The sequence below is a fragment of the Paraburkholderia sp. J7 genome, assembly GCF_905220155.1.
Taxonomy (GTDB): domain Bacteria; phylum Pseudomonadota; class Gammaproteobacteria; order Burkholderiales; family Burkholderiaceae; genus Paraburkholderia.
Map to the genome: position 1 here is coordinate 1 of NZ_CAJMYZ010000076.1, position 1,003 is coordinate 1,003.

Sequence of the window (1,003 nt, forward strand, 5' to 3'; positions counted from 1 at the left end):
GCGCTTTCGGCCTCTTCCGCCTGCCGGTAGATCTCGCCGGCCTTCTCGCAGATCGTGCGGCCGAACTCGGTCAGCGACAGCTGGCGCGACGTGCGGTTGAAAAGCCGCGCGCCCAGCCGGTCCTCCAGACGCGCCACACCGCGCGAGACCGTCGCCACCGACACGCCCATCGCGCGCGCCGCCGCCGCGAACGATCCCTCCTCGGCGACCTTCGCGAACATCGCGAGTCCTTCGAAATCAGGCAGCTTCGCCATTTCCCCTCATCTTTTCATTTATGCAACGTTAGGTTGCAATCAATTCTATTTCGATAAGACCGGGACGTCGATATTCTTCTCACATCGCAGCACGCAACACCGAACCAGCCAGCACCCACTTCTACCGAACGAAACGAAAGGAGCACGACCATGGCACGCAAACTCGACAACAAGATCGCACTCGTCACCGGCGCAACCAGCGGCATTGGCCTCGCCACCGCCCAGCGCTTCGCCGCCGAAGGCGCGCATGTATATCTCACCGGCCGCCGTCAGGCCGAACTCGATGCCGCCGTCAAGAGCATCCGCGAAGCGGGCGGCCAGGCGACCGGCGTGCGCGTCGATTCCACGAAGCTGAAAGAACTCGACGCGCTGTATGCGCAGATCAAGGAAGAACAGGGCCGTCTGGATGTGCTGTTCGCCAACGCAGGCGGCGGATCGATGCTGCCGTTCGGCAACATCACCGAAGAACACTTCGACGACACCTTCAACCGCAACGTGAAGGGCGTGCTGTTCACGGTGCAGAAGGCCCTGCCGCTGCTGGCCAGGGGTGCATCGGTGATTCTTACGGGTTCGACCGCGGGCAGCGCGGGCACGGCGGCGTTCAGCGTGTATTCGGCGTCGAAGGCTGCGGTGCGCTCGTTCGCACGCAACTGGATTCTCGACCTCAAGGATCGCCAGATCCGCGTGAACACGATCAGCCCGGGCGCGACCCGCACGCCCGGCCTGCTCGACCTGGCCGGCGACGATGC

Annotated in this window: 2 protein-coding genes; one reads left to right on the forward strand and one right to left on the reverse strand. The window is 64.0% G+C overall.

Going from position 1 to position 1,003, the window contains the following annotated elements:
- On the reverse strand, positions 1-254 hold a 254-nt coding region (locus U5A58_RS40375; protein WP_321965450.1), incomplete at its 3' end, for a LysR family transcriptional regulator.
- 150 nt (positions 255-404) lie between these two features.
- Between U5A58_RS40375 and U5A58_RS40380 the strand changes: the two genes are divergently transcribed.
- A partial coding sequence (locus U5A58_RS40380; protein WP_321965451.1) for an SDR family oxidoreductase occupies positions 405-1,003 on the forward strand: 599 nt, incomplete at its 3' end.